Origin of the sequence: Apibacter sp. wkB309 (assembly GCF_002964915.1) — a bacterium.
Classification (GTDB): domain Bacteria; phylum Bacteroidota; class Bacteroidia; order Flavobacteriales; family Weeksellaceae; genus Apibacter.
In genome coordinates, this window is the sequence record NZ_PSZL01000019.1 from 1 (window position 1) to 603 (window position 603).

Sequence of the window (603 nt, forward strand, 5' to 3'; positions counted from 1 at the left end):
AACACCCAACAGAGGATATAAAAACATTAAGTTTTGTTGACGGAGCAGGAAGAACCTTGCAGGTAAAAAAAGACGGAGTGATAACCAAGACCGATGCAAACGGAAGTAATCCTCAGGACGAAAAGGTACTTATTGTAAGCGGAAGAACTATGCTGGATCCATTCGGACGAGTAGTAAAAAGCTACTATCCAATTACCGAATCGCCGGAACATGCCATAGAATTTAATCGAAACTTCGATAAAGTAAACCCAAGTGTAAGCAACTATGACCTGTTAGACCGTACCGTAGCAACTATTCTTCCGGATTCCGGTACTCAAACCACTGAGTATACAATAAATCCGACTGAAAGACAACAAGTAACCATCATTACGGATGCTATGGGAGGAAAACAGAAAACCTATGCCAACGGATCTGGGCTTACTGTTAAGACCGAACAACTATCCGGCCCGTCAGGAATAATTACTACCCGTTATGCTTACGATGGCATCAATCAATTATTAGAAGTCATCGATACCGAGGGACAAATCACTCAATCGAAGTATGACTTAGCCGGAAGAAGAATTCAATTATCACATCCAAGTGCAGGAATTACCCGATTAAGTT

Annotated in this window: 1 protein-coding gene; it reads left to right on the top strand. The window is 41.5% G+C overall.

From position 1 onward, the window contains the following. Nucleotides 1–603, top strand: a 603-nt coding sequence (locus C4S75_RS05785) for an RHS repeat domain-containing protein (RefSeq protein ID WP_221404064.1), incomplete at both ends; no start/stop codon positions are given.